The organism is Burkholderia sp. AU19243 (assembly GCF_018148075.1).
GTDB lineage: Bacteria > Pseudomonadota > Gammaproteobacteria > Burkholderiales > Burkholderiaceae > Burkholderia > Burkholderia latens_A.
This window is the reverse complement of record NZ_JAGSTV010000010.1, coordinates 93,368-118,416: the sequence shown is the minus strand read 5'-3', so window position 1 is coordinate 118,416 and position 25,049 is coordinate 93,368. Positions and strand designations below refer to the sequence as shown.

At 66.5% G+C, this 25,049-nt stretch carries 22 protein-coding genes and 1 other RNA gene; 13 read left to right on the top strand and 10 right to left on the bottom strand.

Annotated elements, in window-relative coordinates:
- The first annotated feature begins 176 nt into the window (after positions 1–176).
- The 4 genes from KDW55_RS19570 to KDW55_RS19555 all read left to right on the top strand — a co-directional run bounded on the left by KDW55_RS19570 (position 177) and on the right by KDW55_RS19555 (position 3,294).
- Positions 177–1,070, top strand: a complete 894-nt coding sequence (locus tag KDW55_RS19570; protein ID WP_040143411.1) for a glutamate/aspartate ABC transporter substrate-binding protein — start codon at positions 177–179, stop codon at positions 1,068–1,070.
- Positions 1,071–1,154: 84 nt separating this feature from the next.
- A complete protein-coding gene (locus tag KDW55_RS19565; RefSeq protein WP_040143412.1) occupies positions 1,155–1,895 on the top strand; it encodes an amino acid ABC transporter permease in 741 nt (246 codons plus the stop codon).
- On the top strand, positions 1,895–2,572 hold the full coding sequence (gltK, locus tag KDW55_RS19560; RefSeq protein WP_040143413.1) for a glutamate/aspartate ABC transporter permease GltK: 678 nt from the start codon (positions 1,895–1,897) through the stop codon (positions 2,570–2,572). The genes KDW55_RS19565 and gltK overlap by 1 nt, the downstream gene beginning before the upstream one ends.
- Positions 2,569–3,294, top strand: a complete 726-nt coding sequence (locus KDW55_RS19555; protein ID WP_040143414.1) for an amino acid ABC transporter ATP-binding protein — start codon at positions 2,569–2,571, stop codon at positions 3,292–3,294. The genes gltK and KDW55_RS19555 overlap by 4 nt, the downstream gene beginning before the upstream one ends.
- 94 nt (positions 3,295–3,388) lie before the next feature.
- Here KDW55_RS19555 and KDW55_RS19550 read toward each other — a convergent pair whose 3' ends face one another.
- Positions 3,389–8,647 carry an autotransporter outer membrane beta-barrel domain-containing protein gene (locus KDW55_RS19550; protein WP_212198016.1) on the bottom strand — a complete coding sequence of 1,753 codons (5,259 nt, stop codon included), beginning with the start codon at positions 8,645–8,647 and terminating at the stop codon, positions 3,389–3,391.
- A 671-nt stretch (positions 8,648–9,318) separates the two neighbouring features.
- Positions 9,319–10,236: a class II glutamine amidotransferase gene (locus tag KDW55_RS19545; protein ID WP_040143416.1), complete on the bottom strand. Its 918-nt coding sequence runs from the start codon at positions 10,234–10,236 to the stop codon at positions 9,319–9,321.
- A gap of 201 nt (positions 10,237–10,437) precedes the next feature.
- On the opposite strand from KDW55_RS19545, the gene pyrC reads away from it, so the two are divergent.
- From pyrC to rnpB, 3 genes are all read left to right on the top strand, one after another.
- On the top strand, positions 10,438–11,502 hold the full coding sequence (gene pyrC / locus KDW55_RS19540) for a dihydroorotase (RefSeq protein WP_212160902.1): 1,065 nt from the start codon (positions 10,438–10,440) through the stop codon (positions 11,500–11,502).
- Positions 11,499–12,377, top strand: coding sequence for a DUF3025 domain-containing protein (locus tag KDW55_RS19535; RefSeq protein WP_040143418.1), 879 nt, complete (start codon positions 11,499–11,501; stop codon positions 12,375–12,377). The genes pyrC and KDW55_RS19535 overlap by 4 nt, the downstream gene beginning before the upstream one ends.
- Positions 12,378–12,389: 12 nt before the next feature.
- Positions 12,390–12,801, top strand: an RNA gene (gene rnpB, locus KDW55_RS19530) — RNase P RNA component class A.
- Positions 12,802–12,870: 69 nt separating this feature from the next.
- Here the strand turns inward: rnpB and KDW55_RS19525 are convergent.
- Complete coding sequence (locus tag KDW55_RS19525; protein ID WP_080294563.1) at positions 12,871–13,335, bottom strand: OsmC family protein; 465 nt, start codon at positions 13,333–13,335, stop codon at positions 12,871–12,873.
- 434 nt (positions 13,336–13,769) lie between these two features.
- Positions 13,770–14,090, bottom strand: coding sequence for a DUF1090 family protein (locus KDW55_RS19520; protein WP_059547891.1), 321 nt, complete (start codon positions 14,088–14,090; stop codon positions 13,770–13,772).
- 315 nt (positions 14,091–14,405) lie between these two features.
- Between KDW55_RS19520 and rplM the strand changes: the two genes are divergently transcribed.
- From rplM to erpA, 3 genes are all read left to right on the top strand, one after another.
- Complete coding sequence (gene rplM / locus KDW55_RS19515; protein ID WP_009687896.1) at positions 14,406–14,834, top strand: 50S ribosomal protein L13; 429 nt, start codon at positions 14,406–14,408, stop codon at positions 14,832–14,834.
- An 11-nt stretch (positions 14,835–14,845) separates the two neighbouring features.
- Complete coding sequence (gene rpsI / locus KDW55_RS19510; protein ID WP_011883283.1) at positions 14,846–15,238, top strand: 30S ribosomal protein S9; 393 nt, start codon at positions 14,846–14,848, stop codon at positions 15,236–15,238.
- A 206-nt stretch (positions 15,239–15,444) separates the two neighbouring features.
- Complete coding sequence (erpA, locus tag KDW55_RS19505) at positions 15,445–15,816, top strand: iron-sulfur cluster insertion protein ErpA (protein WP_006751888.1); 372 nt, start codon at positions 15,445–15,447, stop codon at positions 15,814–15,816.
- 105 nt (positions 15,817–15,921) lie between these two features.
- Here the strand turns inward: erpA and KDW55_RS19500 are convergent, their stop codons facing one another.
- Positions 15,922–17,070, bottom strand: a complete 1,149-nt coding sequence (locus KDW55_RS19500) for an anhydro-N-acetylmuramic acid kinase (protein WP_040144877.1) — start codon at positions 17,068–17,070, stop codon at positions 15,922–15,924.
- 142 nt (positions 17,071–17,212) lie between these two features.
- On the opposite strand from KDW55_RS19500, the gene tyrS reads away from it, so the two are divergent.
- The 3 genes from tyrS to KDW55_RS19485 are packed head-to-tail and all read left to right on the top strand — an operon-like array spanning position 17,213 to position 19,605.
- Positions 17,213–18,454: a tyrosine--tRNA ligase gene (gene tyrS / locus KDW55_RS19495; protein ID WP_040143420.1), complete on the top strand. Its 1,242-nt coding sequence runs from the start codon at positions 17,213–17,215 to the stop codon at positions 18,452–18,454.
- Positions 18,451–18,909, top strand: a complete 459-nt coding sequence (gene dtd, locus KDW55_RS19490; protein ID WP_040143421.1) for a D-aminoacyl-tRNA deacylase — start codon at positions 18,451–18,453, stop codon at positions 18,907–18,909. Before tyrS ends, dtd begins: the two co-directional genes overlap by 4 nt.
- A gap of 33 nt (positions 18,910–18,942) precedes the next feature.
- Positions 18,943–19,605: a histidine phosphatase family protein gene (locus KDW55_RS19485; protein ID WP_069240973.1), complete on the top strand. Its 663-nt coding sequence runs from the start codon at positions 18,943–18,945 to the stop codon at positions 19,603–19,605.
- Between the two features lie 144 nt (positions 19,606–19,749).
- Here KDW55_RS19485 and KDW55_RS19480 read toward each other — a convergent pair whose 3' ends face one another.
- The 5 genes from KDW55_RS19480 to purH all read right to left on the bottom strand — a co-directional run bounded on the left by KDW55_RS19480 (position 19,750) and on the right by purH (position 25,029).
- Positions 19,750–20,703 carry an oxygenase MpaB family protein gene (locus tag KDW55_RS19480; RefSeq protein ID WP_212160903.1) on the bottom strand — a complete coding sequence of 318 codons (954 nt, stop codon included), beginning with the start codon at positions 20,701–20,703 and terminating at the stop codon, positions 19,750–19,752.
- A 24-nt stretch (positions 20,704–20,727) separates the two neighbouring features.
- Entirely contained in the window at positions 20,728–21,795 is a 1,068-nt protein-coding gene (gene ruvB / locus KDW55_RS19475) for a Holliday junction branch migration DNA helicase RuvB (RefSeq protein ID WP_040143424.1), read from the bottom strand.
- A gap of 121 nt (positions 21,796–21,916) precedes the next feature.
- Positions 21,917–22,498: a Holliday junction branch migration protein RuvA gene (gene ruvA / locus KDW55_RS19470; protein WP_212160905.1), complete on the bottom strand. Its 582-nt coding sequence runs from the start codon at positions 22,496–22,498 to the stop codon at positions 21,917–21,919.
- Between the two features lie 271 nt (positions 22,499–22,769).
- Positions 22,770–23,312, bottom strand: a complete 543-nt coding sequence (ruvC, locus tag KDW55_RS19465) for a crossover junction endodeoxyribonuclease RuvC (protein WP_040143426.1) — start codon at positions 23,310–23,312, stop codon at positions 22,770–22,772.
- 151 nt (positions 23,313–23,463) lie between these two features.
- Complete coding sequence (gene purH / locus KDW55_RS19460; RefSeq protein WP_040143427.1) at positions 23,464–25,029, bottom strand: bifunctional phosphoribosylaminoimidazolecarboxamide formyltransferase/IMP cyclohydrolase; 1,566 nt, start codon at positions 25,027–25,029, stop codon at positions 23,464–23,466.
- Between the last annotated feature and the right edge of the window lie 20 nt (positions 25,030–25,049).

Here is a 25,049-nt window from a genome sequence, read left to right as displayed (position 1 = left end):
GCATGAACCCCCGCGGGCGGTGCCGAATCCGGCACCGCCCGCGCGCGCATCCGGGGTGTCCGAAGCCGGGAGGACGGCTTCTCACAGGGCGATTCGTAGTGCGGTAAACAACCAGTACTTTCAAAAATATTACTTTGATACACTGGCGCGGGTTTAAGCCAAGGAGATGACCAAAAATGAAATACCACAAGGCAGTCCTGATGGTCGCGGCGCTGTGCGCGTTCGCAAGCGGCGCGCAAGCACAGGAGACCGGCACGCTGAAGAAGATCAAGGACACGGGCGTGATCGCGCTGGGCCACCGCGAATCGTCGATTCCGTTCTCCTATTACGACCAGAACCAGCAGGTGGTCGGCTACTCGCGCGATTTCCAGATGAAGGTCGTCGACGCGGTGAAGAAGAAGCTGAACCTGCCGAACCTGCAGGTGAAGAACATCCCGGTCACGTCGCAGAACCGCATCCCGCTCGTGCAGAACGGCACGGTCGACATCGAGTGCGGCTCGACCACCAATAACGTCGAGCGTCAACAGCAGGCCGCGTTCTCCGACACGATCTTCGTGATCGGCACGCGCCTGATGACGAAGAAGGATTCGGGCATCAAGGATTTCGCGGACCTGAAGGGCAAGACGGTCGTGACGACCGCCGGCACGACGTCCGAGCGCCTGCTGCGCAAGATGAACAACGACAAGCAGATGGGCATGAACATCATCAGCGCGAAGGACCACGGCGACTCGTTCAACACGCTTGAATCGGGCCGCGCGGTCGCGTTCATGATGGACGACGCACTGCTCGCGGGCGAGCGCGCGAAGGCGAAGCAGCCGGGCGAGTGGGTGATCGTCGGCACGCCGCAATCGGAAGAAGCGTACGGCTGCATGATGCGCAAGGGCGATGCAGACTTCAAGAAGGTCGTCGACGATGCGATCTCGCAAGTCGAGAAGTCCGGCGAAGCCGCGAAGATCTACGCGAAGTGGTTCGAGAATCCGATCCCGCCGAAGGGGCTGAACCTCAACTTCCCGCTGTCCGAGTCGATGAAGAAGCTGTACGCGAACCCGAACGACAAGGCGCTCGACTGACCACGCGGCCGTTGACGCAGAATTGACGCTACTGAAACGGAAGAGGCCACGCTTCTTCCGTTTCTTTTTGCTGGAGTCTTGCCCATGTCTTACCACTGGAACTGGGGCGTATTCCTGAGCCCCGTGTCGACCGGCGAGCCGACGACGTACTTCGGCTGGCTGCTGTCCGGCTTCTGGGTGACGATCGAGGTATCGCTCGTCGCCTGGGTCATCGCGCTGATCGTCGGCTCGCTGTTCGGCGTGCTGCGCACGGTGCCGAACAGATGGCTGTCGGCGATCGGCACTGTCTACGTGTCGATCTTCCGGAACATTCCGTTGATCGTGCAGTTCTTCGTCTGGTACCTGGTCGTGCCCGAACTGCTGCCCGCATCGATCGGCACGTGGATCAAGCAGTTGCCGCCGACCACGCAGTTCTTCACCGCATCGATCGTCTGTCTCGGCCTGTTCACGGGCGCCCGCGTGTGCGAACAGGTGCGCTCGGGGATCAACGCGCTGCCGAAAGGCCAGCGCGCGGCCGGCCTCGCGATGGGCTTCACGCAATGGCAGACGTATCGCTACGTGCTGCTGCCCGTTGCTTACCGGATCATCGTGCCGCCGCTCACGTCGGAGTTCCTGAACATCTTCAAGAACTCGGCCGTTGCGTCGACGATCGGCCTGCTCGACCTGTCCGCGCAGGCGCGCCAGCTCGTCGACTACACCGCGCAGACCTACGAGTCGTTCATCGCGGTGACGCTCGCGTACGTGCTGATCAACCTCGTCGTGATGGCGTTCATGCGCTGGATCGAAGGCCGCACGCGGCTGCCCGGCTACATCGGAGGCAAGTGATGCATCAGTTCGACTGGAGTAGTATTCCCGGCGCGGTTCCGACGCTGTGGTCGGGCGCGATCGTCACGTTCAAGATCACGCTGATCGCGATCGTCGTCGGCATCGTCTGGGGCACGCTGCTGGCGCTGATGCGGCTGTCCGGCGTGAAGCCGCTCGCGTGGTTCGCGAAGGCGTACGTGACGGTGTTCCGCTCGATTCCGCTCGTGATGGTGTTGCTGTGGTTCTTCCTGATCGTGCCGCAGGTGTTGCAGGGCGTGCTCGGGCTGTCGCCGACGATCGACATTCGGCTCGCCTCGGCGATGGTCGCGTTCTCGCTGTTCGAAGCCGCGTATTATTCCGAGATCATCCGCGCCGGCATCCAGGCGGTGCCGCGCGGGCAGGTCAACGCCGCGTTCGCGCTCGGCATGAACTACGCGCAGGCGATGCGCCTCGTGATCCTGCCCCAGGCGTTCCGCGCGATGGTGCCGCTGCTGCTCACGCAGGCGATTGTTCTGTTCCAGGATACGTCGCTCGTGTACGTGATCAGTCTCGCGGACTTCTTCCGCACGGCCGCGAACATCGGCGATCGCGACGGCACGACCGTCGAGATGGTCCTGTTCGCGGGTGCATGCTATTTCGTGATTTGCTCGGTGGCGTCTGCCCTCGTCAAAGGTCTCCAGAAAAAGGTCACAAGATGATTTCCATCAAGAACGTTTCGAAGTGGTACGGCCAGTTTCAGGTCCTCACCGATTGCACGACCGAGGTCAAGAAGGGCGAAGTGGTCGTGGTGTGCGGTCCGTCGGGCTCGGGCAAGTCGACGCTGATCAAGACCGTGAACGGCCTCGAGCCGTTCCAGCAGGGCGAGATCCTCGTGAACGGCCAGTCGGTCGGCGACAAGAAGACGAACCTGTCGAAGCTGCGCTCGAAGGTCGGGATGGTGTTCCAGCATTTCGAGCTGTTCCCGCACCTGTCGATCACCGAGAACCTGACGCTCGCGCAGATCAAGGTGCTCGGCCGCGGCAAGGACGAAGCGGCCGACAAGGGCATGAAGCTGCTCGATCGCGTCGGCCTGAAGGCCCATGCGCACAAGTTTCCGGGCCAGCTGTCCGGCGGCCAGCAGCAGCGGGTCGCGATCGCGCGTGCGCTGTCGATGGACCCGATCGCCATGCTGTTCGACGAGCCGACGTCCGCGCTCGATCCGGAGATGATCAACGAAGTGCTCGACGTGATGGTCGAGCTCGCGCAGGAAGGGATGACGATGATGGTCGTCACGCACGAAATGGGCTTCGCGAAGAAGGTCGCCCATCGCGTGATCTTCATGGACAAGGGCGCGATCGTCGAGGACGACCGCAAGGACGATTTCTTCTCGAATCCGAAGTCGGATCGCGCGAAGGACTTCCTCGCGAAAATCCTGCATTGAGCGCTCGTCGATCGCGCACGCGACACGCGTGCGCCATGTGAAAACCGCCCGGCCGAACACCGGGCGGTTTTTTTTCGCCGGCGCCCGCGCCGCGCTACCAGCTGTACCGGTAGCCGACCTGCCCGGTGATGCCGCGCCGGTAGTCGCCGCCGATGTTGCGCGCATATTTGACGTTCGCGTACAGCTCGCCGGACTTGCCGAAGCTTGCGGTCACGCCGAGGCCGAGCTCGTACCACGTGCGGCCCAGCTGTGTCGCGAACGGCGTGCCGCCCACCACCGTCTGGCCCGGCGACAGGAAGTCGTGCAGCACGTCGGCCGTGAAGTACGGCGTCGCGGCGCCGCCGCCCGCGTTCGCATCGAGGTTCGGCCGGAAGATCCGCACGCCGGCGCGTCCGCGCAGCGCATTCGACGTCGTGCCCGATACGGCCGACACGTTGTCGTTGAACCCGTTCAGCTTCAGATACTGATACATCAACTGCGCCTGCGGCTCGACCGCGACCGGCAGGCCGCCGATCGCGAACGGCTTGCCGACTTCCTGCGACAGCGCGATGCCGAAACCGTTCTGCGACGCCTCGTTGCCGTAGCTGTCGCGATAGCGGTTGCCGTAGTGCGTGACCTGGCCCACGGTGTCGAAGTAGGTGCCGTCGGACAGGTAGCGCGTCCAGTAGCCGCCGACGCTCTGCGCATGCATCTCGACCGAGCCCGTCGACGTCGACAAGCCTGGCGCGGCGGCGCGCGCCATGTCGCTGAAGCTGGCGTTCGCGACGCCGATGCTCGCCGTCACGCCCGCGTGCGTGCTGCCGCCTGCGGGCGCCTGGTCGAGCGTCCAGTCCTTGCCGAACTGCGCGAAGAACGTGCGCTCGTCGGCCGCGAAGCGGCCCGCGTTTGCGTCGAGGCTCTGTCCGCCGATGCGGCCCCACACGCCGTCGCGGTTGCCCGGTGCCTGCTTCTCGAGGTTGTAGATGTCGCCGACGCGTTCGTGCAGCTTGCCGAGCGTCGAGAAGCCGTAGTCGGCGTTCAGCAGCGGCGTCATCGCGTAGCCCGCCACGCCCGGACGGTACGCGAGATTGTTGCCGGCGCCGGCGCCGGCGCCGCCGCCGTCGATCGTGGACGGACCGACGGGATCGCCGGGGGACGTCGGGTCCAGCTGCGAACGCAGGTACCAGCCGTTCGCATCGCTTTGTCCGCCGCGGTAGAGCCGGTATTCATACGCGCCGGCCTGTACCGGGCCCGCGAGATGGAACGCCGACGCGGCCGTCGTGCCGCCGTTGGCGGTCAGCACGACCGGAATTCCGTCACCTGTCGTCTGCGCGCCGCTGCCGGCCGTGTTCGCGATCTTCAGCCCGGTTGTGCCACTTGCGGCGCCGCCGTTCACGATCAGCCTGTCGGTCGGCGATGCGTCGGCGCCGAGGTAAGTGTGCAGCGCGATCGTGCCGCCGTTGCCGACATAGCTGCCCGTCGTCAGCGTCGTGTAGCTGCCCGCTGTCGCCGGTGCGCCGGACGGTGCGGCGAACGCGACCAGGCCGGCATTGTTCAGGCTGCTCAATACCGAACTGCCGGTCATGTGCCAGGCGCTCGAACCGTCGATGCTCAGCGCCACCGGATCGATCTTGCCGGTCAGCGTCGTGCCGTTCGTCAGGAACACGTTGCCGTTGCTCGACGCGTCCGACACGATGTCGCCGGCAAGATTCACGGCAGATGCGTTGAAGGTCGCGGTGCTGCCGTTCGAGAGGTCCAGCAGCGTGCCGTTGCCGGCCGTCACGACGGTGCCGTTGCGCACCGCGATGTCGATGACGCCGCCGCGCGCGGCGAATGCCGGCCCGGCGACGGACGCGACACTGCCGCCGTCGACCAGCACCGTGCTCGTCGCGCCGGTCGCGAGCGTGTCGGTGCCGAGCACGCCGGCCGTCGCGCCGTTGAGCGTCGTGCCGGTCAGCGCGAGCACGCCGCCACCGTCGACGCGTGCGCCGTTGCCCGCCGCGCTCGCGATCGACGAGCCCGCGTCCCCGATGCGGCCGCCGTTCTGCGCGACGAGGCCGTCCGCTGCCGCGCCGGCGGTGGAGAGCTTCGCGCCCGACAGCAGTGCGGTCGCGCCGCTGCCCGCGACGACCGCGTGTGCGCCGGCCCCGGTCGTTGCGATGGTCGAGCCGTCGATCGACAACGTTGCGTCCGCGCCCGTCACGAAGAAGCCGCGCGCGTTGTCGCCGACGGTACGTACGGCGCTCGCCGCGTTCGCGGCGATGCGCGCACCGGCACCCGTCGACGACACCGCGTCGCCGCCGTTGCCTGTCGTGGCGAGCTGCGTGCCCGATAGCACGATCGTCGTGTTCGTGCCGCGGTTGTCGATGCCGTTGCCGGTGCCGCGCACCGCGATCGACGTCGCGCCGGCCGCGATCCCGCCGTCGGACACCGTCGAGTCGACCAGCACGCCATCGGCGCTGCCGTTCGCGACGACGGCGCCGGTGCCCGACAACGCGACCGATGCACCCGAGCCGGTCAGATGCACGCCTGCGATGCCGTCGTCGGCTTCGATCGTGCCGGCATTCGTCAGCGTCGCCGATGCGCCCTGCACGAGCGCGCCGGTGCCGTTCGATACGCGGATCGTCGACGCGTTGTTCACCGTGCCGAGCGCGCCGACCACGACGCCCGTCGAGCCGGCGCCGGTCAGCAGTACGGTGTTGCGGTTCGCGAGCGTGCCGAGGTTCTGCGCGACGAAACCGGTCACGCCGGCGTTCGACGACGTGACCGCCGCATCGTTGGCCAGCGTCGTCGCGACCGGCGCACCGGCGTTCGCGCCGGCGAGGTCGTGCGCCTGGCCGTCGACGACGCCCGCGATCGCGCCGGCCGCGTTCAGGTTGATGGTCGCGCCGGGATCGATCGCACCCTGCGCGCCGCCCTCGACCGTCACCGCAATGCCATTCGCACCGTTGACGTTGTAGACGGCGTTGCCGGTCGACAGCGTCGTGCCGGCGCCGGTCGCCAGCACGCCGCGCGCGCGTTCGCCGTTTACGTCCGTCGTCAGCGTGCCGGCAGCCGACGCGCCCGTGTAGGCCGCGCCGCTCGCGATGCGGAACAGCGTCGAATCGTCGGTATCGACGCTCAGGTGCTGTGCGGCGACGTTGATCTGCGACCCTGCGCCATACGCGTAGAAACCGGTCTGGTTCGTACCCGACATGAAGCGCGGTACCGCGTTCGGCCCGACGTCGATGGTGGCGCCCGAGCGTGCATGCACGCCGATCGCGCCGGTGCCCGTCAGGTTCAGCGCGCCGTCGACCGTGGCCTTCGCGCGCGGGCCTTCGGCCCACACGCCGTAATTGCGCGTGTCCGATGCCGGATCCAGGCCGCCGGCGACGTCGATCGTGCCGGTCGACGTCGCGGCCGTCGCGGTCGAGCCGGTGCCGACCACCATGAGGCCGATGCCGTTTACGCCGTTCAACGAGATCGTGCCAGTGTTGGTCACGGTCGCCGCGGTGTTGGCGGCGAGCATGCCGACGTTGGCGAGCGGCGTGCCGGGCGCCGCACCGTTCACGACGATCGAACCGGCGTTGTGCAGCGTGCCGGAAGCCGAGCCGATGCTTGCCATTGCGGCGCCGTTTTGCGTCTGCGAGCCGATCACGATCGAGCCGACGTTGGTGGCGGTCCCGGACGCGCCAAGCAGGATTCCGTACGCATGCGCGGACAGCGCAACGTCGTTCGCCGCGGCGCCCGGCCCGTACTGGGCCGCGCGGCCGAGATAGATCGTGCCGCCGGCCTCGTTCGTGAAGCTGCCGCCGGCCGCGAACCCGCCGATCACCTGGCTGTCGAGCGTCGTCGCGTTCACGCCGACGTTGATCGTGCCGGCATTCGACGCACTCGCGCCCGACGTCACGCCCACCGCGTAGTTCTGCAGGTCGGGACGATTGCCGTCGAGCGTCCATGCGCCGACGTTCATCACGCCGTTGTTCACGAACGTGGTGCCGGTGCCGCTCGCGTACACGCCGTTGCCTTCGGTGTACGCGTGGAACCCGAAATTGTCGGGCGGCGTGCTGCTGCTCGTGTCGACGTTGTCGCCGGCCGCGTAGCCGGACGAGATCACACCGTTGTTGATGCCGCTCGCGCCGGTGAGCAGGCGCACCAGCGTGAAATCGCCGGACAGGCGGCCGTCGTTGACGAAGTGCGCGCCGTTTTCCGCGAGGACGGCCGAGCTCGATTCGATCGTGCTGGTGCCGCGAAAATCGATCTGCCCGTCGTGGCCGATGTGCAGCGTCGCATTCGCGCCTGTGCCGTGCATCACCGACAGATGATCGATCTGCAGTGTGTTCTTGTCGCCGGCGGACACGTTGTTCGCGTACTGGAAGTTTTGCTGCGTGAACGTGACTGCCTGGCCGAACGCAGTATCGTATGCGGCCTGCGAGCCGAGCGCGCCGCTTTTCACCGAACGCACGAGGAAGTCGTTGTAGGCCGCGAGCGATGCGGCGTCGTTGACGGTCCACGTGCTGCCGTCGAACGCCGTGAAGGTGCCTGCATAGGCCGGTACGTCGAGCTGCAGGTTGCCGACCGGGCCGCCGCTTGCGAGGTAGTCGCCGGTCGTGAACCAGACGCGGTTGCGCCCATTCCAGTTGACGACGCTCGGCGTCGAGCCCGTGCCGTCGGCGAATGCGAGATCGGTTTGCTTCGCGGCGAGCGTGATCGCGTTGCCGGCTGCGTCCGGCGCGTTCGCCGGGTTGCCGATCGACACGTTCAGCGTGCCGCCTGAACGGTCGACGGTGCCGATGCGCGTGTTCACGTACTGGTCGCCGTTCACGTCGCGATAAACGGGCACGTTGGTCGCGCCGGCCGTCGACGCGGCAAACGCGGACGAGTTGTACGTGGCGACCGACGTGTGCGTGCTTGTGATCGAATCGGGCGTGCTCACGCTCTGGGTCTTGCCGCCGAGCGAGACGAGCGGCTGGTCCGGATTCCCCGACACGATCGTCGTCGTGCCGAACGGAACGCGCGTGTAGCCGGCGTCGCCGGCGTTCTGGCTCGTCCACGCGCCGGTCACGCCGACCGTATCGCCGCCCGCGACCTGCGTCGCGCCCGCGAGGTTGTCGTTGACCGTCGGGCTGAAGCTGCCCGGCGTGCAACTGCCGCCGCTCGCGACCGGTGAACCGTCGCCGCAGGCCGATGCGTACGCGTAACCGGCCGGCAGCACGGCCAGTGCGGTGCCGAGCACGGCGGCCCGCAGCGCGGAGCGGCGCAGTGCCGGGCGGCCTGCACGGCGGCTCGCGCGCGATTCCCGGCCGGAGCGCTTGCCGCGCGCACGAGTCGTTTCCGCCACCGCGACCCAGCAGCCGGCGGCTTCGCTCCATATCGATCGAAATGAATGATTCACGACATGCCCCTCTTTCTTTTTTTGAAGTGATATCCACCGCGGCGCGGTGAAAGCGCATTCCACGGCGGGAAAATGGCGAAAAAAGGGCGCGCGACAGCCATTGCCGCGTTGCCGATATCGCGCCAATCGTGATCCGTTACACCGAGGACGGAGGCAGTCTACTAATCGGTGCGCCAGGTAGATAATCAAAAAATGAGAAATGTGGTGATAACGACGATTTTGTCCTGTCTTTTTGAATTGTGTGATTGATCGAACTGAAAGCCTTGTGGGTCAAGGGTTTGTTGTAGTTTTTCGGGGGCGGAATGTCGCGTGGGGAATCGGTGATCTGGCGCACTGTTCGCAGAGGGCGGGCGCGATAATATCGGGCTTCCGGATTATATAAGTGCGAGTTGGCTGGATTATTTGTGCCGTGTATTTGTTATTTTCTCGGGAACATTAATAAAATCAAGCGAATGTTGTGTGAATCCCGTGCGGCATGCGAATGTGTGGCGTGTATGAAACGAAAGCGGGACTGCCGGCGGCTGAGCGGCGCGATTTTCTACCGATCGTGAGGCTGGTTCAGCGGCGGACAATGCGACGCGACAAGCGAGCGAGCGGCCGCCGGCCGCTGCGACACTGCATCGCGATGTGACGGGAAGCGAGAAGCGGGAGCGACGCCGAAACGACGCCGCTCAGAAGTCGATCGCGTCGTCGGCGTCGTTCGCGGCGGTTGCCGCGAGCGCTTCGAGACGCGCGTCCGCGCACGGCGCGGACGCCGATGCGTCGAGCGCCGGGTTGCGCAGTTTCTCGAGCACGCGTTCGGGAACCGGAATCTGCATGCGCGCGGCGACGTCGCCGCACTGGAACATGATCAGCTCGCCCGGTTCGAACGAGGTCCAGACTTCGTTGTCGGTCAGCGGCTGCGTGGCGATTACCGCGACGCGATCCTCGGGCGTCGTGTATTTCGCGAAGTCGATCGACAGGTCTTCGTCGACCAGATGCGCGGTCGAGAACGGCCAGCGACGCACGAGGTAGTGCAGCCGCGTCGAGCAGTGCGCGAACAGCGCCTGGCCGTTCGACATCAGGAAATTGAACACGCCGTGATCGGTGATCCCGCGCGTCAGCTCGCCAACGCGCTCGAACAGCTCCGGCAACGGCGGCTGGGCGCCGGGAAACGCTTCGCGCAGCCCCTGCATCAGCACGCAGAACGCCTTCTCGCTGTCGGTGGTGCCGACCGGATGGTAGACGCTGCCGTCGAGATCGGGTTCGTAGTCCTGCAGATCGCCGTTATGCGCGAAGATCCAGTGGCGTCCCCACAGCTCGCGCATGAAAGGATGGCTGTTCTCGAGCAGGATGTGGCCCTGCGTGGCCTTGCGGATGTGCGCGATCGTGTTCTTGGACTTGATCGGATAGCGCTTCACCATCTCGGCGATCGGCGACGTGGCCGATGCCTGGTGGTCGATGAAGAGGCGGCACGCCTTGTCCTCGAAGAACGCGATTCCCCAGCCGTCGGCATGGTGATCGGTGAGGCCGCCCCGGGCCGCGAAACCCGTGAAGGAGAATGTGACGTCCGTCGGTGCGGCGCAGTTCATTCCTAGGAGTTGGCACATTTTACTTGGGGCGGGGCGCGGAAGCAGGGTAACCAACCGGGTGAACCCCGGTACAATGTGGCTCCTAGCATATCACCGAGCCTCGAGCGGTAAAAAGCGGATTCCGCCGGCCGAAGGCCGCGTGTTGCGGTTTGCCGTCAGTCGGCCCGCGCACGCGTTCCGGCCCCGCAGATGGCCAGCCCGTTCCTCACGACGCCTCCTATGACTGCCTCGAACGCTTCCTCTCCGGCGACGCTCACGCTCGCCCGTCCCGACGACCTGCACCTGCACCTGCGCGACGGCGACATGCTGGCCGCGGTGCTGCCGCACACAGCGCGCCAGTTCGCCCGTGCGATCGTGATGCCGAACCTGAAGCCGCCCGTCACGACCACCGCGCACGCGCAAGCGTATCGCGAGCGGATCCTCGCCGCACTGCCGGCGGGGATGGCGTTCGAGCCGCTGATGACGCTGTACCTGACCGACAACACGGCGCCCGACGAAATCCGCCGCGCGCGCGATAGCGGCTTCGTGCACGGCGTGAAGCTGTATCCGGCCGGCGCGACAACGAATTCCGACCATGGCGTCAGCGATCTCGCGAAGTGCGCGAAGACGCTCGAGGTGATGCAGGAAACCGGCATGCCGCTGCTCGTGCACGGCGAAGTGACCGATCCGGCGGTCGACATGTTCGATCGCGAGAAGGTGTTCATCGACCGTGTAATGACGCCGCTGCGCTGCGATTTTCCGGGCCTGAAGGTCGTGTTCGAGCACATCACGACGAAGGATGCGGCCGACTACGTGCGCGACGCCGACGCGGCGCCGGGCCTGCTCGGCGCGACGATCACGCCGCAGCACATGCTGTACAGCCGCAACGCGTTGTTCGTCGGCGGGATTCGCCCGCACTACTACTGCCTGCCGGTGCTCAAGCGCGAGACGCACCGCGTCGCGCTCGTCGAAGCAGCGACGTCGGGCAACCCGCGCTTCTTCCTCGGCACCGACAGCGCGCCGCACGCGCGCGGCGCGAAGGAAACGGCGTGCGGCTGCGCGGGCTGCTACACGGCCCTGCACGCGCTCGAGCTGTACGCGGAAGCATTCGACCAGGCGGGCGCGCTCGACAAGCTGGAAAATTTTGCGAGCCGCTTCGGCGCCGATTTCTACGGGCTTCCGCACAGCACCGACACGATCACGCTGCGTCGCGAGACGTGGGAATTGCCGCGCGAGGTTTTCGCCGGGGATACGCCGGTCGTGCCGCTGCGCGCCGGCGAAACGATCGGCTGGAAATTCGCATGACCGGCTCGCCGCCGCGCGGCGCCGGCCAGACGGACGGCAGCGGGGCGGCGGCGTTCGCGCGGATCGACTGGTCCGCGCCGTGGCTCGCGCCTTATCGCGTGCACGGGCGTGCGCTGCAGGCCGCCGCGATCGCCGGCGAGCCCGCGTTGCTCGATGCGCTGAACGACGCGCTGCGCGGCGGCGCGCGCGCGAGCGGCCGCGGCAAGCCGCTGCGGTTCGCGCCGCAGGCCGAGCTCCCGGCGGGCATCGCGTACGAAACCCATATCGCCGACACGGGCCGCGTGCCGACCCGCCACAATCTGCACGACTTCTTCAATGCACTCGTCTGGTTCGCATATCCGCGTATCAAGGCCGCGCTGAACGCACGCCAGGCCGCGGCGATCGACGCGGCGGGCGGTGTCGGGCCCGTGCGCGGCACACTGCGCGATGCGCTGACGCTGTTCGATGAAAACGCCGCGCTGTTCGTGACGGCCGACCGCACGCTCGCCGATGCGCTGCGCGGCTTCGACTGGCAGCAGCTTCTGGTTGCCGCGCGCGACGCGTGGGGCGCGCGTTGCGAGGCCCGGCTCGTCGGCCATGCGCTGCTCGAGAAGCTCGTCGCGCCTTACAAGTCCTGCACCGCACACACGTGGATCGTCGAAGTGAGTGACGACTATTTTTCGTGGCCCGACGCGCAGCGTGCCGCGCATGTCGATGCGCAGATCGCCGGCGAACTCGCGACGCGCGCGCTGACGAGCCGCGATTTCGCGCCGCTGCCGGTGCTCGGCGTGCCGGGCTGGTGCGATGCGAATGCGGCGCCGTCGTTTTACGACGATCCGGCCGTGTTCCGCAGCGGCCGCCGCAGTCGGGCTGCCGCCGACGGCGCGCAGTGCTAGAATGCGCATCGCAAAGCAGGCCAGGCAGTCGCGGCCTTGCCGCCTTCGGGCAGGCAGGGGCGAGGAAAGTCCGGACTCCACAGGGCAGGGTGATGGCTAACGGCCATCCGTGGCGACACGCGGAACAGGGCAACAGAAAGCAAACCGCCGATGGCCCGGCGCAAGCCGGGATCAGGTAAGGGTGAAACGGTGCGGTAAGAGCGCACCGCGGCGACGGCGACGTTCGCCGGCACGGTAACCTCCACCCGGAGCAATTCCAAGTAGGCAGGCGCGCATTTTCGGATGCAGGACGGGGCCCCCGTCTCGTCTGCGGGTAGGAAGCTTGAGCGCGTCAGCAATGGCGCGCCTAGAGGAATGACTGCCACGCGCGGCACGCTTCGGCGTGCGGCGTGCACAGAATCCGGCTTATCGGCCAGCTTTGCCGCTCGAATGCGAAAGGGCCGGCGCTCGTCACGGAGCGCCGGCCCTTTTTTCATGCGCGACCGCCGCGCGTTCAGGACGCGACGATGTCGAACGAGTGCGTCAGCTCGGCCGTTTTCGCGATCATGATCGATGCGGAGCAGTACTTGTCATGCGACAGGTTGATCGCGCGCTCGACCGTGGCCGGATTCAGGTTGCGGCCCGTGACGGTAAAGTGGAAGTGCACTTTCGTGAACACCTTCGGGTCCTCGCTTGCGCGTTCTGCCTTCAGCGTGACCGAGCAGCCGGTGACTTCCTGCCGGCTCTTCTTCAGGATCAGCACGACGTCGTACGCAGTGCAGCCGCCGGTGCCGACCAGCACCATCTCCATCGGGCGCGGCGCGAGGTTATGGCCGCCGCCCTCCGGCGCGCCGTCCATCGCGACGAGGTGCCCGCTTCCGGTCTGGGCCGAAAACGCCATGCCGTCCTGACCCATCCAGCTTACTTTGCATTCCATGCTTGCACTCCAGCGTTGCCTGATTCGGATTCGATCCTGCATTGTAGCCCGTGGCGCAACGGTCGGCTGATGCGCTGCACGAAGCGAAACGCCCGACCGGCGAACAGGCAGCCGCACCCGCCGACGCAGCGCGCATTCCACGATGCCTTTAGGGGTTTTGCTCTAGATGGGGCGGTGTCCGCTCGTCGCAAATGTGCCGGAACTTGATGATTTTAAAAGAAAAATTTCCGAGGCCGGCGATTCGTCGACAATCCCGCATTGTGGTGTGCGATTTCGTAATGCAAATTTTCTTGTGCAGTCGGCAACCGCTTCGTATAATAAGCGTCATTGGTTGTCGCGCTGCGGCAACCTCCGAATGTCTCCTCCACCCTCCTCCTAAGGTGGATTAAGCCCGAACCAGCCGTTCGGGCTTTTTTTCGTCCAATGCAAACATCGGTGCGCACGCTGCGCGCGCCGATATCCGTGGTGGACGTGGATTACGCAGGTTGTCGTGCGGCGGGCTGCGATGCTGCGGCCGCCGGCGCCGTGGCGGCCGGCGCCTCGCCGGAACGTGCGGGCGGCGGCGAAGCGTGGGCGGCGGACGCGTGCTCGCGGCTGCGGGCGCAGAAGTGGTGCACGCGATCGCGCACCGCGCGCAGGCGGGCGACGCGATCTTCGGCATGCGCGTCTCGCGCGTCGGCGATGCGCGCGTCGAGCGCTGCGAGCTTGGCCTCGCAACCGGCCCGGGCTGCGGTGGCAGGTGCCGCGGCGGCCATCAGCGCAGCCGCGAGAAAGGGTGTAAGTCGTTGTTTCATCATGCTTGTTTGTTCGTTTTCTCGGATCTGGCCGGTCGGGCGCGGCAAGGTCAGGTGTCGCGCGTCGACGGGTGCCGGCGCGGGCGGTCGGTTCGCCAAGCGTAGATGGGGCACGACCGAATTTTGGCCCATTTCGGACGCCGGGTGTCGCGGGACGCGGATTCTCTTTGACCGAGGCGCGGTATTTCCTTTATAATTCAGGGCTTTTCCGCATTCATGCCCACGGAAAAAGAACAGGGAGAGCCTGCACCGCGCCTCGAAGCGCACTCAGACAAGCAGGAAGAACACATCGGGCAAAGCATTTTTTTTGGATCGATCATGAAGACGTTTTCCGCAAAAGCCCATGAGGTGACGCGCGAATGGTACGTGATTGACGCGACGGATAAGGTTCTCGGCCGTGTTGCCAGCGAAGTGGCACGCCGTCTGCGCGGCAAGCACAAGCCTGAGTTCACCCCGCACGTCGACACTGGTGATTTCATCATCATCATCAACGCGAGCAAGTTGAAGGTCACGGGCAACAAGACTCTGGACAAGAAGTACTACCGTCACTCGGGCTACCCGGGCGGTATCTATGAAACGACGTTCGGCAAGATGCAGGAACGCTTCCCGGGCCGTGCGCTCGAGAAGGCGGTCAAGGGCATGCTGCCGAAGGGCCCGCTCGGCTACGCGATGATCAAGAAGCTGAAGGTCTACGCAGAAGCGACGCATCCGCACTCGGCTCAACAGCCGAAGGCGCTCGAGATCTAAGGGGAGCCCACATGATCGGTAACTGGAACTACGGCACGGGCCGCCGCAAGAGCGCAGTCGCACGTGTCTTCATCAAGGCTGGCAAGGGCGACATCATCGTCAACGGCAAGCCCATCGCTGACTACTTCTCGCGTGAAACGTCGCTGATGATCGTGCGTCAGCCGCTGGAACTCACGAACCACGGCCAGACGTTCGACATCAAGGTCAACGTCAATGGCGGCGGTGAAACGGGCCAGGCAGGCGCAGTGCGTCACGGCATCACCCGCGCACTGATCGACTACGATGCGACGCTGAAGCCGTCGCTGTCGAACGCAGGCTTCGTCACGCGCGATGCACGTGAAGTCGAGCGTAAGAAGGTTGGTCTGCGCAAGGCACGCCGCGCAAAGCAGTTCTCGAAGCGTTAATTTCGCTTCATGGCCGCGTCGCCTTCGGGCGGCGTCCGCCCGAAAAACCGCCAGTCATCGCGCTGGCGGTTTTTTTATGCCCGCGCGGCGGCGCCCGCGGAACGTTTCGTGAACTGAAATCAACAAGAACCTATTGATTTCATGGACATCAGCACGATCTTCTGATCGGCCCTACAATAGCGGCTAAAGCTTTTTGGAGAGTTCGCATGAACGCTGTTACCGAATCCGCAGCAACGACGGCCGAAATGCCGGTACCGTTCGTCTTCACCGACGCCGCGGCCGACAAGGTCAAGCAACTGATCGACGAAGAGGGCAATCCCGACCTGAAGCTGCGCGTGTTCGTGCAAGGCGGCGGCTGCTCGGGCTTCCAGTATGGCTTCACGTTCGACGAGGAAGTCAACGAGGACGACACCGTGATGAACAAGAATGGCGTCCAGCTGCTGATCGACTCGATGAGCTACCAGTATCTGGTCGGCGCCGAGATCGACTACAAGGACGACCTCAATGGCGCCCAGTTCGTGATCAAGAACCCGAATGCCACGACCACCTGCGGGTGCGGCTCGTCGTTCTCGGTCTGAGCGCGCGACGGACGTGTCCGGTTCGCCAGAATGAAAACGGGGCTACATGCCCCGTTTTTTTATTCCCGTGCGCGGCGTGAACGCGTGCGTCGTGCTGGCGGGTCGTCAGCGTGGGTAGAGGGCGCCGAGCACGCGTTCGCCCGCCGCACCGGTCACGCTTGCAAGATTTCCCGGCTGGCGGGCGGTAAAGCGGTACGCGAGCCACGCGAACGCGAGCGCCTCGACCTGCTGCGGCGGCACGCCGAGCGCGGCAGTGGTGTCGACCGCCGCCGGCACGCCGGCGTCGCGCAGTGCGTCCTTCAGCGCGGCCAGCAGCACAGGATTGCGCGCGCCGCCGCCGCAGACGAACACGGCGCTGCAATCCGCCGCATGCTGCGCGATTTCGCGCGCGACCGACACGGCCGTGAGCGCGGTCAGCGTGGCCTGCACGTCTTCGGGCGCGACCTGCGGGAACGCCGTCAGCTTCGCGTCGAGCCACGCGGGATTGAACAGGTCGCGGCCGGTACTCTTCGGCGGCGGCGCGGTGAAGTACGGTTCCGCGAGCAGCGCGTCGAGCAGCGGCGCGTGCACGGTTCCGCGCGCGGCGAACTTGCCGCCGTCGTCGTACGGCTTGCCGAGGTGGCGTGTCGCCCATGCGTCGAGCAGCGCATTCGCGGGGCCGCAGTCGAAGCCGCGCACGTCGCCGCCTGCGGCGGGCAGGATCGTGATATTGCTGATCCCGCCGAGATTGCAGACGACCCGCGTGTCGCCGGCGGCCCCGAACACCGTCGCATGAAATGCCGGCGCGAGCGGGGCGCCGTGGCCGCCTGCCGCGACGTCGCGGCTGCGGAAATCGGCGATGACGTCGATATGCGCGAGCTCCGCGAGCAACGCCGGATTGTTGAGCTGACGCGTGTAGCCGCGCTCCGGACGATGCCGCACCGTCTGGCCGTGCACGCCGATCGCGCGGATGTCGTCGCGCGCCAGCCCGGCCGTGCGCTGCAGCTCGTGGCAGCACACCGCGTAGCGTGCGACGAGCGCGTTCGCCGCGACCGATTCGCGATCGATTTCGTTGTCGCCGGGCTGCTGCAGCGCGAACAGCGCGTCGCGCAGCGACTGCGCGAAGCCGACGAACGCTTCCGCGAGCACGACGGGCGCCTTGCCCGTCTCGAAACGCACGGCGACGCCATCGACGCCGTCCATGCTGGTTCCCGACATCAGCCCGAAGTAAATGCCGTCGGCAGGATGGGCGGGTTGCGGATGTCGTTGCGGCACGTTGGGTTCTCCTCGATCATGCGGCGCGGGCCGGTGCCGCGCGCCTTGCGCCCGATTATCCGCGCAACCTGACGCGTCGTTAAGCGATCCACGCGCAAGTTATGGGAAAATCCCTGTCTTTGCGACATTCTTCCCGGCACCGATGAGCACCGAACCCAGTTCCAAGCCTGTTTTCCCGATCACCGACGAAGTCCGCCATGCGCTCGCCGTCACGAAGCGCGGCGTCGACGAACTGCTGATCGAGGAAGAATTCGCGCAGAAGCTCGCGCGCAGCGCGGCCACCGGCACGCCGCTGCGCATCAAGCTCGGCCTCGATCCGACCGCGCCCGACATTCACATCGGCCATACGGTCGTGCTGAACAAGATGCGTCAGCTGCAGGACCTCGGTCACACGGTAATCTTCCTGATCGGCGATTTCACGTCGCTGATCGGCGATCCGTCGGGCCGCAACGCGACGCGGCCGCCGCTCACGCGCGAGCAGATCGAAGCGAACGCGAAGACCTATTTCGAGCAGGCCGCGCTCGTGCTCGATCGCGACAAGACCGAGATCCGCTACAACAGCGAATGGTCGATGCCGCTCGGCGCCGACGGCATGATCAAGCTCGCGTCGCGTTACACCGTCGCGCGGATTCTCGAGCGCGAGGACTTCACGAAGCGCTTCCAGAGCGGCGTGCCGATCTCGATCCACGAATTCCTGTACCCGCTGATGCAGGGCTACGACTCGGTCGCGCTGAATGCCGACCTCGAGCTCGGCGGCACCGATCAGAAGTTCAACCTGCTGGTCGGCCGCGAACTGCAGAAGCAATACGGCCAGGAACAGCAGTGCATTCTGACGATGCCGCTCCTCGAAGGCCTGGACGGCGTCGAGAAGATGTCGAAGTCGAAGGGCAACTACGTCGGCATCAGCGAGAAGCCGACCGACATGTTCGGCAAGCTGATGAGCATCTCGGACACGCTGATGTGGCGTTACTTCGAACTGCTGTCGTTCCGCAGCATGGAAGAAATCGCCGGCTTCAAGCGCGACGCAGAAGGCGGCCGCAACCCGCGCGACTTCAAGGTGCTGCTCGCGCAGGAAATCGTCGCGCGCTTCCACTCGCAGGCCGATGCCGAGCGGGCGCTGGAGGATTTCAACCACCGCGCGAAGGGCGGCGTGCCGGACGATATCCCGTCGGTCACGCTCGCGGGCGCACCGCTCGCGATCGGCCAGTTGCTGAAGCAGGCGGGCCTCGTGCCGTCGACGAGCGAAGCGCTGCGCAACATCGAGCAGGGCGGTGTGAAGATCGACGGCGCGACGGTGTCCGACAAGGGCCTGAAGGTCGATGCCGGCGAGTTCGTCGTCCAGGTCGGCAAGCGCCGCTTCGCGCGCGTCACGCTGACCGCATGATCGCGCTGATTCAGCGCGTGAAGCGCGCCGACGTGCGCGTCGGCGACCGCACGACCGGCGAGATCGGCCCGGGCCTGCTCGCGCTCGTCTGCGCGGAGCGCGGCGACACCGAGGCCGTGGCCGACAAACTGCTCGCGAAGGTGCTGGGCTACCGCGTGTTCAGTGACGCGGCCGGCAAGATGAACCTGCCGGTGTCGAACATCGACGGCGCAGGCCGCGCCGGCGGGCTGCTGCTCGTGTCGCAGTTCACACTCGCCGCTGATACCAACAGCGGGCTGCGGCCGAGCTTCACGCCGGCGGCGCCGCCCGACGAAGGCGCGCGCCTGTTCGACTATTTCGTCGCGGCCGCGCGCGCGCGTCATTCGGTCGTCGAGACCGGCGAGTTCGGCGCCGACATGCAGGTGTCGCTCGTCAACGACGGCCCGGTGACGTTCTGGCTGCAAGTGCGGCCCTGAGCGGCCCTGATACTTTCCCGGAGACGCGCCGCGATGGCAACCACGCAAATCCTGTTCATTCGCCATGGCGAGACGGCCTGGAACCGCATCAAGCGGATCCAGGGCCATATCGACATTCCGCTGGCCGACACGGGGCTCGCGCAGGCGCAGCGGTTGGCGGCCCGGCTGGTGCGCGAAGCGCGCGACGGCCAGCGCATCGACGCGATTTATTCGAGCGACCTGATGCGCGCGCAGCAGACCGCGCAACCCTTCGCCGATGCGCTCGGGCTGCCGCTGCAGTTGCGCGAAGGGCTGCGCGAACGCTCGTACGGCGTGTTCCAGGGGCATGACAGCACCGAGATCGAGACGCTGTTCCCGGATGCGTATGCCGCATGGCAGACGCGCGACCCCGGCTTCGCGCCCGACGGCGGCGAGTCGCAGCGCGAGTTCTATCACCGTGTGCTGCATGCGCTCGAGCCGATCGTCGCGTCGCATCCGGGCGGACGCATCGCATGCGTCGCGCACGGCGGCGTGCTCGACTGCGTCTATCGCTTTGCAAACGGCATCGACCTGGCAGCGCCGCGCAGCTATCAACTGCTCAACACGAGCATCAATGTCGTCGATTACGTCGATGGTCGCGCGCAGATCGTCCATTGGGCCGACGTGTCGCATCTCGATACCGCGAGCGACGACGACGGGTATCGCAAGGTGCTTTGATCCGGGCGTGTGCGCCTGCTCGTCACGGATATATCCATTGAGCGGAATGCCGCGCTGGGAGCGGGCAGGATTGACGCCCGGTCACGCGACCGCGCGCGGGCGCAGGATCGTCAGCCTGTTTCGGGTAGACGATCAGCAGAGCCGTCAGCCGGGAGGCGTGCCGTCGGGCGGTGTCGCGGCCGCGCGGCGTCGTGCGCGTTTCGACGCACCATTGACCAGCGCCCAGCGCAGCACCGGCGCGACGGCCCGGACCCCTGGACGCACCACCGCGCGCCGCAGCGGCGCGAACGTCGCTACGCGCAGCATCCGTTGCGCCCAGGGCGGCAGCAGGTCGATTCCAGCATGCATCATCAGCGACGCGGCCGGACGCAGTGCCGGCGTGGCGACCGGCGCGTTCATCAGGATATCCATCACGTCGAACGTGCGCGGCCCCGCCGCGAGTTCAGGCTGCATTCGCGCGAGATACGTCGCGACTTCGGCGCGTGAACGCGGGACGTCCACGGCGCCCAGCAACTCGGCGATCAACGCCGTTTCGGCGTAGTAGCCGTCCTGCAGTTCGTCCGGCAGCGACGGATTCACATAGCGCAAGTGCGCGGCGAGGAAGCTCGATACTTCCGCGACATGCACCCACGTGAGCAACGCCGGATCGTCGGCCCGGTATGGACGGCCGTCGGGCGCGGTGCCCGAGACGCGCGCGTGGATCGCCTTCACGCGTTCGATCAGCGCCAGGGCGTCCGCGCGGCTGCCGAACGTCGTGCCCGTGATGAACGTCGCGGTGCGCCGCAAGCGGCCGAGGATGTCGGTGCGGAACGACGAGTGATCCCAGACGCCCGCAAGCGCGAGCGGGTGGAGTGCCTGCAGCAGCAGCGCGGCGATGCCGCCCGTCATCATCGACGTGAAATCGGCATGCACGCGCCAGCAGATCGCATCGGGGCCGAACAGCCCCGGGTCGCCGGGCGGGGACGACAGATCGATCGACGGACCGCCGCCGCCTGCCGTCAGGTGCGTGACGCCCGCCACGAGCCGTTTGCGGATCGGCTCGGCCCAGCGCGGGCCCGGTGCCGGGGCGGAGCGGTGTGAGCTGGGCGGCGTGGTCATGGCTGGCTTCGTGCTGGCAGCGGGTTACTTCCCGTCCGGGGTATCCCACATGTCGCGTTCGGTGTTGCGGACGTCGGGCGCGGAAAGCCCGAAGTGGCGATACGTGAGCAGCGTCGCGACTCGCCCGCGCGGCGTGCGCTGCAGGAAGCCCTGCTGGATCAGATATGGTTCGAGCACGTCCTCGATCGTGTCGCGCTCCTCGCCGATCGCCGCCGCGAGGTTGTCGATGCCGACCGGACCGCCGTCGAACTTGTGCAGGATTGCCTCGAGCAGCTTGCGGTCCATCAGGTCGAAGCCGACCGGATCGACGTCGAGCATTGCGAGCGCGGCGTCGGCGACGGCCGCGGTGATCTGGCCGTCGGCCTTCACTTCCGCATAGTCGCGCACGCGGCGCAGCAGCCGGTTCGCAATCCGCGGCGTGCCGCGCGAGCGCTTCGCGATCTCCAGCGCGCCATTTGGATCGATCTGCGCGTTCAGCAGCGACGCCGAGCGGCGCACGATGCGCGACAGCTGATCGGCATCGTAGAACTCGAGCCGGGCGACGATACCGAAGCGGTCGCGCAGCGGATTGGTCAGCATCCCCGCGCGCGTGGTCGCACCCACGAGCGTGAACGGCTGCAGGTCGAGCTTCACGCTGCGCGCGGCCGGCCCTTCACCGATCATGATGTCGATCTGGTAATCCTCGAGCGCCGGATACAGGATTTCCTCGACGACCGGCGACAGACGGTGGATCTCGTCGATGAACAGCACGTCGTTCGCTTCGAGGTTGGTCAGCAGCGCGGCGAGGTCGCCCGCGCGTTCGAGCACGGGGCCCGACGTCTGCCGCAGGTTCACGCCCATTTCACGCGCGATGATGTGCGCGAGGGTCGTCTTGCCGAGGCCCGGCGGCCCGAACAGCAGCACGTGGTCGAGCGGCTCGGAACGGCGCTTCGCGGCTTCGATGAAGATCTCGAGCTGGCCGCGCACCTTTTCCTGGCCGACGTAGTCGTCGAGCTGGCGCGGCCGCAGCGCGCGTTCGAACACCTCCTCGTGCGACGAGGCGGGCGTGGCGGCGATGATCCGCTCGGCGGCAAGTTTGTCGGTTTCAATCATGCGGCCATTGTACCGCGCACCGTCGCGCGGCCGAACTGGCCGAACGGCCGACTGGCGCGCCCCGCACGGCGGCGCGACACTCGCTCCGACAGGTGGTTCCGACAACCGGCTCGGGCGGCCGTTACACCTTCGACAGCGCCTTCAGCGCGAACTTGATGCCTTCCGACACGCCGGTGCCCGCCGGCACGTTCTTGATCGCGGCGAGACCTTCCTTTTCGGAATAGCCGAGCGCGACGAGCGCGTTGAGGATGTCAGTCGCGTGATCGGACGGCGACGCGGCGCCGGCGAGCGCGCCGAGGTCCGCGCCGAGCTTGCCCTTCAGCTCGAGCAGCAGGCGTTCGGCAGTCTTCTTGCCGATGCCTGGCAGGCGCGTGAGGCGTGCGGCGTCCTGCATCGTCACGGCCTGCGCGAGCTCCTGCACGCTCATGCCGGACAGCACGGCGAGCGCCATGCGCGCGCCGATGCCGGTGATCTTCAGCAGTTCGCGGAAGGTCGTGCGCTCTTGCGGCGTCAGGAAGCCGTACAGCAGGTGCGCGTCTTCGCGAACGATCTGCTGCGTGAGCAGGACGACGCGTTCGCCCGTTTGCGGCAGGTTGTAGAAGGTACTCATCGGCACGTCGATTTCGTAGCCGACGCCATTGCAGTCGACGAGCAGGTGAGGCGGATTCTTTTCGAGCAGGATGCCGGCGATGCGACCGATCATGGATGGCGGGATGCGAGGAAGAAAGCGCGAGTGTAGCGCAGCTGCGGCGCGATGCCGACGGGGCGGCTGTCAGATCGGGGGGCGCCCCGTGCAACCTGGATGCGGACGGCCGGGGATGGCGGTAGATGGTGACGGTGTAGGCGGCAGGCGGCGGGCAATAAGTCGGGAGATGGCAGGCGATGGGGCGATGAGCCCACCAGGGCCGGCAAGCCGCGTTTCGGCCGTCCCGGTTGGCTGCCGCTGCGGCACGCGGTCGCGTGCGGCAGCGGCGTCAGCCGACAAGCCGACCACGCCGCACGCGCAGCCCCTTCTTCGCGAGCGCCGGCGCGATGCCGCTGATCGTGCCGAGCGTATTGCCGCTGTGCGCGTGGCAGATCGCCATGCCGAGCGCGTCGGCCGCGTCGCTGCCGGGCTGGCCGGTGAGATTGAGCAGCCGCGTGACCATCTCCTGCATCTGGGACTTGGTCGCGCGGCCGTAACCGACGACCGCCTGCTTCAGTTGCAGCGCGGTGTATTCGGCAACCGGCAACCCGCCGGCGACGAGTCCGCAAATCGCGGCGCCGCGCGCTTGCCCGAGCAGCAGCGTCGACTGCGGGTTCACGTTCACGAACACCTGCTCGATCGCGGCCTGGTCCGGCGCATGCTCGCGCACGAGCGTCGACACGCCCTGGAAGATCGTACCGAGCCGGGTGGCAAGGTCGGCCGCAGGCGTGCGGATCACGCCGCTCGCGACATACGCGAGGCGGTGGCCGCTGACGTCGATGACGCCGAAGCCGGTAACGCGCAGGCCAGGGTCGATGCCGAGAATTCGCATGAGTGAGGAGAAAAACGTGATGCAGCGATACTACAACGAACGGCGCGCCGGGCCGGCCGAACGGCCGCGCACGAACGCGCCGCGCAATAAAAAACCCGGCGGGTGCGATACCGCCGGGCTTGCGTGCAGCGGCCGCGCAGGCCGCGTGCGATCAGTGACGGAAGTGGCGTACGCCCGTCAGGATCATCGCGATGCCGTGCTCGTCGGCTGCCGCGATCACTTCGTCGTCGCGCATCGAGCCGCCCGGCTGGATCACGCAAGTCGCGCCCGCCGCCACGACCACGTCAAGGCCGTCGCGGAACGGGAAGAATGCATCGGACGCAACCGCCGAACCGGCGAGCGTGAGGCCGGCGTTCTGTGCCTTGATGCTCGCGATGCGTGCGGAATCGACGCGGCTCATCTGACCCGCGCCGACGCCGAGCGTCATGCCGTTGCCGCAGAACACGATCGCGTTCGACTTCACGTACTTCGCGACGCGCCATGCGAACAGCAGGTCGTCCATCTCCTTCTCGGTCGGCTGGCGCTTCGTGACGACGCGCAGCTCGCTCGGCTGCACGTTCTTCGAGTCGAGCGACTGCACGAGCAGGCCGCCGCCGACACGCTTCAGGTCGAATGCGTTGTGGCCGTCGCCGAGCGCGATTTCCAGCAGACGCACGTTCTGCTTCGCGGCGAACACCTGCTTCGCGGCGTCCGTGAACGACGGCGCGATCAGCACTTCGACGAACTGCTTCGCGACTGCCTGGGCGGCCGCTTCGTCGACTTCGCGATTGAACGCGATGATGCCGCCGAATGCCGACGTCGGGTCGGTCTGGAATGCCTTCGCGTACGCGTCGGCCGAATCGCTGCCGACCGCAACGCCGCACGGGTTCGCGTGCTTGATGATCACGCAGGCCGGCGCGTCGAACGTCTTTACGCATTCCCACGCCGCGTCCGAATCGGCGATGTTGTTGTACGACAGTTCCTTGCCCTGCAGCTGGCGGTAGTTGGCCAGCGCGCCGGCCGGCGCCGCGAGGTCGCGGTAGAACGCGGCGCTCTGGTGCGGGTTCTCGCCGTAGCGCAGGTCCTGCACCTTGTCGAACGCCATGTTCAGCGTGGCCGGGTATGCGCTGCGCGATGCGTGCTGCAGCTCGTCGGTCAGGCTCGTCAGATAGTTCGTGATCGCGCCGTCGTATTGCGCGGTGTGCGCGAACACCTTGGTCGCGAGGCGGAAGTTGGTCGCGTAGCCGATCGCGTTGCCGTTCGCCTTCATTTCGTCGAGCACGACCGCGTAGTCGGCCGGATCGACGACGACCGTCACGTCGCGGTGGTTCTTCGCGGCCGAACGCAGCATCGTCGGGCCGCCGATGTCGATGTTCTCGATCGCGTCGGCGAGCGTGCAGTCGTCCTTCGCGATCGTCGCGACGAACGGATACAGGTTCACGACCAGCAGATCGATCGTCGGGATGTTGTGCTGCTCCAGGGCCTGCATGTGCTCGGGCAGGTCGCGGCGGGCGAGGATGCCGCCGTGCACCTTCGGGTGCAGCGTCTTCACGCGCCCATCGAGCATTTCCGGAAAGCCCGTGTAATCGGCCACTTCGGTAACGGCCAGGCCGGCGTCGGCGAGAAGTTTCGCGGTGCCGCCGGTCGACAGCAGCTTGACGCCGAGGTCGGACAGCGACTTCGCGAAGTCGACGATGCCGGTCTTGTCGGAAACGGAAATGAGCGCTTGCTTGATCATGATGGAACCACCAATAGCCA